Annotated in this window: 7 protein-coding genes and 1 pseudogene; 4 read left to right on the forward strand and 4 right to left on the reverse strand. The window is 44.7% G+C overall.

Annotated elements, in window-relative coordinates; genetic code table 11:
- Positions 1–374 precede the first annotated feature (374 nt).
- Positions 375–3,524, reverse strand: a complete 3,150-nt coding sequence (locus VIP81_RS00860) for an AsmA-like C-terminal region-containing protein (protein WP_331956583.1) — start codon at positions 3,522–3,524, stop codon at positions 375–377.
- Between the two features lie 153 nt (positions 3,525–3,677).
- On the opposite strand from VIP81_RS00860, the pseudogene VIP81_RS00865 reads away from it, so the two are divergent.
- The 3 genes and pseudogenes from VIP81_RS00865 to VIP81_RS00875 all read left to right on the forward strand — a co-directional run.
- Positions 3,678–4,172: pseudogene (locus VIP81_RS00865) on the forward strand (serine hydrolase domain-containing protein); the annotation flags it as partial.
- Between the two features lie 105 nt (positions 4,173–4,277).
- Positions 4,278–5,774 (forward strand): alpha-L-fucosidase, encoded by a 1,497-nt coding sequence (locus tag VIP81_RS00870; protein ID WP_331956584.1) that lies wholly within the window; start codon positions 4,278–4,280, stop codon positions 5,772–5,774.
- 122 nt (positions 5,775–5,896) lie between these two features.
- Positions 5,897–6,850 (forward strand): M23 family metallopeptidase, encoded by a 954-nt coding sequence (locus VIP81_RS00875; protein ID WP_331956585.1) that lies wholly within the window; start codon positions 5,897–5,899, stop codon positions 6,848–6,850.
- Positions 6,851–6,862: 12 nt separating this feature from the next.
- Here the strand turns inward: VIP81_RS00875 and VIP81_RS00880 are convergent, their stop codons facing one another.
- The gene (locus tag VIP81_RS00880) at positions 6,863–7,351 is read right to left on the reverse strand and encodes a hypothetical protein (RefSeq protein ID WP_331956586.1); all 489 of its coding nucleotides are present in this window, start codon (positions 7,349–7,351) and stop codon (positions 6,863–6,865) included.
- A 172-nt stretch (positions 7,352–7,523) separates the two neighbouring features.
- On the opposite strand from VIP81_RS00880, the gene VIP81_RS00885 reads away from it, so the two are divergent.
- Positions 7,524–8,636 (forward strand): glycoside hydrolase family 88 protein, encoded by a 1,113-nt coding sequence (locus tag VIP81_RS00885; protein WP_331956587.1) that lies wholly within the window; start codon positions 7,524–7,526, stop codon positions 8,634–8,636.
- Between the two features lie 109 nt (positions 8,637–8,745).
- Here VIP81_RS00885 and VIP81_RS00890 read toward each other — a convergent pair whose 3' ends face one another.
- Complete coding sequence (locus VIP81_RS00890) at positions 8,746–8,955, reverse strand: hypothetical protein (protein ID WP_331956588.1); 210 nt, start codon at positions 8,953–8,955, stop codon at positions 8,746–8,748.
- Positions 8,956–9,099: 144 nt separating this feature from the next.
- Positions 9,100–9,632 (reverse strand): sigma-70 family RNA polymerase sigma factor (locus tag VIP81_RS00895; protein ID WP_331956589.1); only part of this gene is annotated, 533 nt, incomplete at its 5' end.

The raw sequence follows: 9,632 nt of genomic DNA on the forward strand, positions 1-9,632 counted from the left end.
AATTTTACCTTTTTCTATCATCACCACCCCAGTGGTAATGGGAGAAGCTCCAGGAGCAGTATACACGGTGGCCCCCACCAATGCCAGTCCCTGATCAGCAGGAGATTGCGCATAAAAAGTCAGGGGAAGTATGATCAATAAAACAAGCAATAATGTTTTCATCAGGTAATATTAAGAAAAGGGTCGATGTTAAAATTAGCAGAACTAATGTACGAATTGTGGAGGTAGGAATGCGGGCGCTGTGATGGTTTTCTCCCTATATGTTATAGAATAGGGGAAACCTGGTTTGAAAACTCAAACCATTACCGCATAGGGCGACCACATTTGATATTTGCAAATGTCAAATAATTGAAAGCGGCGAGGAGTAACGACGACTATTTTTTATCGTCTTCATCCGGGTCTTCTGTTTCTTCCAGTTTATCCTTATCACTTCCACGGCGTAGTTTGATGACAGGATTGTTCTGGGTACCGGTTACATTAAAAGGAATACCAAATATGCCGAACGGTGGTAAGCCCAAACGGCCTTTGAGGTTAAGCTTGCCATCGAGACTCACCTGTCCTTCGAAACGCGGACGGAAGCCGGCGATGCGCATTTTCGTTCTGTTGATGGTGATGATATTGTTGTTGATACTTGTTTTGATATCCACCTGGGAAAGATCCGGATCTTTAATATCTCCCTTACCGGTACTGCTGCTAACAGCGTTCATCAGCTTAAAGCCTTTTAATTTTATTTTCTTCACCGATAGCACACCACCACCTTTCAGAGAGGGATACACGGGATTCATGTTTTCATCCAGCTTGCCACTCAGGTTGTAGTCCAGTCCAACGATGCCGCTGGCATAAGATGCAGAAGAGGCGATGTCATGAAAGATCTTTATTTCGTTGTAGGCTCTTTTGATATCAAATTCTTTGGCGTTGATATGATAGTCAAACATGGCCCTTTTAGGCTGCAGACTCACATAGGTGGCATCCATTTCCACCGGGGCGCCGATGATGATAAAGCCGGTCTGGTTTAATTTAAGTTTGCTGCTATCGATCACCAGTTGACCGTGGAAACTGTTGATGTCTATTCCTTTGAACTGGATTTTATCGGCAGTGGCATTGAGGGTAAGAGAAAGATTGGCCGGTATGATCACCACGCCGGAAGGGCCTGTTGCTCTGCTTTGGCTGGGATCAGGTGTTTTTTGGACGCCGTTTACCATCATCTCATCTACCAGTATATACCCACTTTTCAGGTCAAAGGAACCGCGCAGCGGCTGGTCTTTAGTAGTAGCGTAACCAATTACATTGGTGAGGTATCCGTTCAGGTTAATCAGCGATTTTCCATAGCTGGCATTAAACTGATCAAACCACATTTTGTCCTGGTCAAAACGGAAAACACCGTTGTTGATTAAGAAGGGCAGTGGCAGTAAATCGGAGGTCAGCGCAATGTTTTTGATGATTAAGGTGCCTTTGTTATTCAGTTTATTATACCTTCCGGCGGTAGCGTCACTCTGGGTACCGCTCAACAGCAGGTTGGTTTTTATAAAACCTTTAACGTCATATCCTTTGATGGCAAATACCTGGTAGATGCGCCCCAGGTCTATGACGCCGTTGGAGGTGACATTATACCGGAGGTTATCAAAGTTATTCAGGTCGGCCTTCAATACGAAGGGTTGTCCTTCAAATTCGAAGGACACGGGCTTCAGGTCTACGTTCAGTGAACGCATGGTCCCGGTGGTATTGGTAACGGTGGCGTCTATATTAATTTTCTCCAGCGGGTGGGGATAATATTTCGTTTGTACGGCCCCGTTATTCATGGTGAGTTTGGCGGTGGTTACCGGAAACAGTCGTTTGGCTGGGAGGTATGTTCCTTTCGTTACCACATTTATCGCGAGGTCGCCGGTCATATCCAGGCTATCGATCGGGTATACTTTTTTAAGATCGCTCATGTGCAGCACCGATTCCAGCTTCGCATCAATGAGTGGTTCCTGCGCATTGGTGAGCCGCAGGTATCCCCTGATGTAGTTGCTGAGCATATTGGCATTGATATCGGTGATGTTGAAGTACGTGTGGCTATAGTTGCCGTCCGGGCAGGAAGCGGTGGCATTAAAAGCGATATCCTTTACTGCTTCAGGCAGGGAGGCAAACTTAAAATAACCGTTTCTCAGGGTGGCGTCAAAATTAAACACCGGTATGCTGCTGATGATGGTATCAGGGCGATGCTGCAATCCTTTATATACCACGCTTTTCGCGTATTGTCCATCTGCCTGCAGATGTGCCTTCAGCCTTCCTTTCACATCCATGCTCTTTAGCCCTACTGCCTGATTCCATTTGGTCAGGTCTATGTCGGTATTCATTTTAATATGGATTTCCGGGGTTTTGAGGCCCTTCACGCGGATCACAGAGCTGAAGTAGTCTTTGTCAATATTGAAGAAGATAGAGTCTACATTCACGTAGAGGCTATCCGTATTGAGTTGCGCCAGCGTGGACTGGAAGTTGAGGAACAGGTTCTTTACCGGAGCGGGTGCTTTATCGTTGGAGATGGTACCATTTCTTACTTTCATATTAAAGGTAAGATCCGGCATGGTATTGCTTTCTGCCAGGTACTGACCAATCAGGGTGGCGTTTACATCTGCCGTACCGGTGATGTTCATGTGCTCGGCCCATTTGGCGTACTCCGGTGGCAATGCGCCGAAAATAGCATGTAGTTCTGATTCCATGGAACTGAGGCGGAAGTCCATCTTATACCCGTTTTTCAGGAAGCCGAAGGCGCCATTAAACCGTACGGGCAACTCATTTATTTTTAAATCATTCTTTTCAAAAATGAAGTCCAGTGAATTGGTATTGATCTTCGTGATCAGTTCTCCATTCAGTTTTTTAGATAAAATATATTGGGTGCCGGCATAGCTGATATCAAAAGACCCGATGTTGATTTTTGAGTGCAGGTCAAACTGTGCCTGGCTGAGATCTCCTTTACCAAGGTAGTTCACTTCCAACGCCCGCAGAAACATGGGGAGCGATTGATCATCGTAAATGATATTGCAATGCTCCAGCTGTATCCGTGCAATCTTCAGCGAAGCGCTGCCACTGTCGGATTTGTTATTGGTGGAAGTGGTGGTATCTGATTTGTAAACGTTGTAGTTAGGATGCCCTGCGGTATCTACCAGGATATGAATATTTCCTTTTGTGAGATAGATTTCATCGATATTAATCGCGTTGGAAAAAACGCTGGAGAGGTTGATGCCTAGTGCCACTTCATTCGCTGATATCAACGTGTCTGTTTGAAAAGGAGCAGCTCCTTTCAGGCTGAAATCATATAGGGTAAGTGTCAGGGAAGGGAAATGGTTAAAGAACGACAGCCTCGCTTTCGAGAAGTTAAGATCCCCGGTAATGCTGTTGTTCGTCCATGTTTTTATTTTGTTGGATATCGTTGCAGGAAAAAGTATCGGCAGCAAAAACAACAAAAAAATAATGGCAGCAATTGATATGGAAATAATTTTTAATGCCTTGATGGCAATTTTCTTAATGTTAGTATGGTGCATGTATTTTGGGCGTATAATGACTCTGCGGTAAAGATAGTTATTATTGAAATAGGAAGCGCGGAGAGGGCCCTTATTCGTTTGTAAGACTATCAAACATTTTATAATATTTAACAGGGCAGATGTGGGGCTGGTGATTATAGGAAACCCTTTACAACAGTATTGAAAGAAAACATTTTTTTGCCTGCCGGGATGGCGCATAGCTATGCAGGAACTGATACCACGGGGAACAACCAGATGGCTACCGGCTATTTATATGAAACAAAAGAGCCTCCCTATTATACCGCTAATACTTTGGGCGCCGGCGGCATCGTTTCCACGGCCAGCGACCTGTTGAAATGGGCAGCTGCACTATCTTCCTATCAATTACTTTCCAAAGAAATGAGTACGGCCATGTGTGAGCCCCGGGTGGCCTATTCAGACTGGGATGCTTTTTACGGATATGGCTGGATGATAGACCAACACCGCTTTGCTGCGTCTGCGGCGCCACATACCATCGTGTATCACCCCGGAACAGATATCGGATTTTACACCATGTTTGTAAGACAAACAGATAATGAAGGCGTCATTATATTGTTGAGTAACACGGGCGACTTCCCCCGCTTTGATCTCACAGATATGATATTGAACGCCATGAAAGGCGGACAATGATCCACTCCCTTTTGTTAAAATAAGTTCAGTAATAGTCACTTCAGTCCCAGAAAATCATTTATAGTTCTCTTATTTTTAAATCCCGATTTTATAATACGGACCTATATGATGAGAAGAACGTTATTGTTAATAGCGCTGGTATGCATTTTTAATGTTGGAAAGTCCCAGCAGCAGCCGTCAAACAAGCCGAATGCTGCACAGCAGGCAATGATTAAACGCGGCTATGGCATGTTCATACATTTCGGCATTAATACCTTTGCCGATGTGGAATGGTCAGACGGTACCATTCCGGTAGAGAAATATAATCCTACCCACCTTGATCCGGACCAGTGGGTACGCACCGCCAGAGATGCAGGGTTTCGTTATGTTTTACTGATCACCAAACACCATGATGGTTTTTGTTTGTGGGATAGCAAATATACTACTTACGACGTAGGTGCGTCACCGGTAAAAACAGATGTGGTAAAAGCGGTATCGGATGCATGTAAAAAATACGGTCTTCAGTTTGCCATTTATTATTCGTTATGGGACCGGCACGAGCCTTCCTATAAAGATAAAGACAAACAAAAGTATGTGAACTATATGCTCAATCAGCTCACAGAGTTATTTACGAACTATGGCAGTATCTGTGAACTGTGGCTGGATGGGGGCTGGGACCGGCAACCAGATGAGTGGGGCGTGGATCAGGTATATAAACTGGTAAAGAAATTTAATCCTGCCTGCGCGGTGAGTGTCAATCACACTATCGTTAATGAAGAGGGAAAGCGTCATTATACCGTGCCTGCGCAAATGACAACAGACAACAAATATTTCTTTCAATACTTCCCTTCTGATTTCCGCCTATGGGATCCACAGATGATTACCCGATTTGATAAGAAACAATACCTGCACAACGGTCAATCTTATTATCTTCCTTTTGAACATACGATTTGCATCAGCGATCGTCTCAACTGGTTTGAAAAATCAATGCAGTTACCGGTTCGCGAGCTGGATGAACTCACAGAATTATTTTACTGGGCCACCTATAACGATAACTGCCTGGTGATGAATGTACCTCCCGACCAAACGGGCAGGATCAGGGAGTATACGGCACTCAGGGCCATCAGTCTCGGTAAAAGACTGGGATTAGCCATGAATAAACCATTGCCGAAGAACGGCCGGTTCATCTCTGCACAAAAGCCGGCAACAGCTTCCAGTGTATACCCGGATAAAGATAATAAGTATAGCGGCAACGCTATCAACGATGGTAGCCTCGATAGCCGCTGGGCTGCTACCGATACCATTGCCAGCGTGGAAATGGAGTTGACTCCCTCAGATGCTTTCAATAAGATCAGCATCTTTGAGTATAAAGACATAAAAGAATTAGGAGATAATTTTTCGCAGATCCGGGTGTCACGCATTCAGGAATATGCGGTAGATATCTGGAACAATGGAGAATGGCAAACGATTTACATGGAGTCAAAACCCATGGGTGATTGTAAGGTGATCCGCCTGCCCCGGAGTTATCATGCCGCCAAGCTGCGGCTGCGGGTAACCAAAGCCACTGCGCCGCCATCGATCTATGAAATTTGTGTGATTGATATGCCGGAAGGAAAGATTTAATGCTATTACAACTGGAAAGCCCTGCTACAAAAAGCGGGGCTTTTTTATGTTCCTGACCGAAAAATATCTGCGGCCTGTAAGTTTATGCGTAAATTGAACAACTAATGATTTAAACCCTTGCCATGAAGCTAACAACTGTTTTCATCCTTCTACTTTCTTTCATCGGTAGCACTGCTTTTTCTCAAACAGAAAGCGCAGCTAGCCGGGACGCCAGCGCAAAATTTGAAAAATTTTATAACGCAGGGCAGTACGACAGTATTTATGCTACCTTTTCTGCCCCCACCAAAGTGCTTCTCCCATTGGATAAAACCACCGCATTTCTGACACAGTTGAACAGCAGCTATGGCCACATTACACAGCGCAGGTTCGTTGAATACCAGACGCCCTTTGCTGTATATAAAACAACCTTTGAAAAAGGGAGCCTATTACTCAGCCTCGCAGTAGACAATAATGGCGCCATTACCGGCTTGTATAGGAAGCCCTATGAACCGGATACCCTGCGGAACATTACGCCAATGTACCTGCCTTTTAAAGGCGAATGGACGGTGTTCTGGGGCGGAGATACCAGGGAGTTAAATTATCATGTGGTGGTGAGGTTTCAAAAAAATGCATTTGATATTGTGATCAACAAGGAAGGGCGGAGTTTTAAAACTGATGGCAAAACCAACGAAGATTATTATGCTTTTGGTCAGCCTATCATCGCCCCTTGCGATGGGGAAGTGGTTTTTGCGGTCAATGGTGTGAAAGATAATGTGCCGGGTGTGCTGAATCCTATGTATGTATTGGGTAATGCTATATTGCTGAAAACAAAAACTCAGGAGTATATTTTACTGGCGCACTTCAAACAAAATACCATCAAAGTAAAGCAGGGTGATGTGGTGAAACAGGGGCAAACGCTGGGACAGTGTGGTAATTCAGGGAATTCTTCCGAGCCTCATTTGCATTTTCATTTGCAAAATGTGGAAGACTTTAATCAGGCCACCGGTGTGAAATGTTATTTTGATAAATTAATTGTGAACGGTGTTCCTGCAACCAATTACTCCCCCATTAAAGGAGATAGGATAAAGGGAGAATAATAACGATCAAACCTATTTGGAAGCGGCTTGCTTCACCTTTACAAAGGTATTCAGTGGGGCTAAATTGAAACGGTTGGCGAACTTTTCATTTTCCAGGTTCACACGGTCATGTACGGTGGTTCTCTTCATTTGCCATTCCATGGTTTCTCTTGTTAATGCGTTGATGGCGGCAGCGTCGGGATTAGGGTCCTGTTTTTTACTGGCCAGGTCGGCGAGTTTATCCCACATCCTGAGTTCTTCGATCATGGCGCTTCTTAGGCTGTCGCCAGCTTCAAAGGGCGCTAACTCATTTATGTTCGCGATGCATTTGTCGAGCGCTGTTTTTAATATGGCAGCGGAGCGTTGCTGCCCATTCAGAAAATAGGAAACGGCGCTGTTTTCCTGCGCATAGATCGCATTGATCTGGTGATAAAAAACAGCGGCTTTATCGTTTTGCTGGCAGGAGGATACCAGCAATAGCAAGGTCAGGAAAACAAAAACAGGATATCTGGTCATAGTCATTTGGATGATTTTAATCCCCGGAGAAAGGACCGTTTCACCAAAGATAATCAATATCTCCGGATCAATATATTTTGCAACTGTCCAGCAGTGTATTTTAAATAGTTCTTTATTTTAATTGTTTGTCTGACAGTTATTTTATAAATTAAAGTACAGATCTGAAAAACTACCACGTATGAAAAACCTGATGATCATACTATGCCTTGCTACCCAGGTAGCTTTTGCACAAACCATTCCGGCAAAAAAGGAAGTACTGGCAGCTATGCGCCTCACCAATCAATACTTTATGCAGAAATGGCCCGACCCCGGCAAGCCGACTTTTACCAACAAGGAACGGCCTTCCAATCTATGGACACGGGCGGTATATTACGAGGGACTGATGGCGCTTTATAATACTGACCGGCAGCGGGCATACTATGATTATGCGGTGGCCTGGGGAGAAAGCCACCAATGGGGACTATGGGGCGGCACTACGGTGAGGAATGCGGATAATCAGTGCTGCGGACAAACCTACATTGATCTCTATCTGCTCGATAAAAAAGAAGAACGTATCCGTGATATCAAAGCGGCTATCGATAATATGAATGCCTCTGCCAAAGTAGATGACTGGTGGTGGATTGATGCACTGCAAATGGCTATGCCGGTGTATGCCAGACTGGGCGTGATTTACAGGGATACCACCTATTTTAACCGGATGTATACCATGTATGCCTATACGAAATACAGTCAGGGCGACAAAGGTTTATATAATCCCAAAGATCACCTGTGGTGGAGAGACAAGGATTTTGATGCTCCCTATACGGAGCCGAATGGCGCCAATTGTTACTGGAGCCGTGGCAATGGCTGGGTAGTAGCCGCCCTGGTGCGTACATTGACCCTTTTACCTGCCAAAGATCCTCATTACGCGGAATACCTGGAAGACTATCGCAACATGCTGAAAGCATTGCTGCCTATTCAACGCCCCGATGGTTTTTGGAATGCCAGTCTGCATGACGCAGGGAACTATCCCGGCAAAGAACTAACAGGCACTTCGCTGTTTGTATACGGTATGGCCTGGGGCATCAACCACCGGCTCATTGACCGCAAAACCTATTTGCCGGTGGTACAACGTGCATGGAATGCGCTCGTGAAAAATTGTATTGATACCGACGGTCGCTTGGGCTTTGTACAGGGAACTGGAAAAGAACCGAAAGATGGACAGCCGGTGACTTTTGATAAGGTACCTGATTTCGAAGACTATGGCCTGGGTTGTTTTCTGCTGGCCGGAAGTGAAGTATACAAATTATAGTCTTAGCAAGTAGAAGGATGCCTCAATTAAAGCAACATCTATAAATCAACCATCTTTACAGCCATGGCCATAGTTTTAATGGCCATGGCTGCTTTAGGCCAACGAATGATCATCGGATCCGATGCTTTCCCACTATTTTCCGGAAGAAGGTCGTTATGTTATAAGTCAAACTCATCGTAATGCATAACGGGCATACACCGAAACGAAAAAAGGTGAGGACTACTTTTTTATACCAGGGAATATTCGCCGGAATAACAGGGCAGCTGATGCCATCGCCGGTTACTTCTTTGATACCCCAGATATTGAGGGATGCTTTCATGTGACCAGTTTTTTGTTATCCAAAAAAGTGATAAATACAGGTACCTAATAAGGCAGCAGAAACGAGGCAGAGAATGATTTTTGTGTTTTTGTTCATCGGGTGTAGTTTAAATGTTCAATCATTAATACCCGATGTTTTAATTAATCACCCATTCATGGGCGCGTTATTTTTTTCTTTCTTCACCTGCTGTATACACTTGTACTGTTGATTGGCGGCGGTATGTTTATTTTTCCAGCCCATCTTCTTCATCAGACTGCCCATAGGTTCTTTATAAAAGAAAAGGGCTTTCAAAATGCGTTGGCAGTTGGCAGAAATCTTTGTCAGCCAGGTCATCATCCTTTCCGCCTTGTCTGTTGGCGGTTGTAGTTCAAAGGTAAGTGCTTCGTTATCGGAGCAATATTTTTCCAGGTCCTCAACGGGGACCAGTTTATTATCCCGGAGTTTTTTCAGCCAAAGGTTTCTGGCAATGGCAAACAGGTAGGTTTTTAGGGAGGAAGAAAGGATAAATTCAGGCTGCCGTATTTTTTGCAGGAAGACGATCATCGTTTCCTGGAAAATATCTTCGGCATCGGCAGCAGTGCCAAAGTGATGCGTAATATAGGTGGCAATAGAAGCGTAGTAGTGGTGGTATAAGCGCTCAAATGAGCTGCTGTCTTCATTTCTAAGCTGTTCCATCA

Origin of the sequence: Chitinophaga sp. (genome assembly GCF_036566945.1) — a bacterium.
Lineage (GTDB): Bacteria > Bacteroidota > Bacteroidia > Chitinophagales > Chitinophagaceae > Chitinophaga.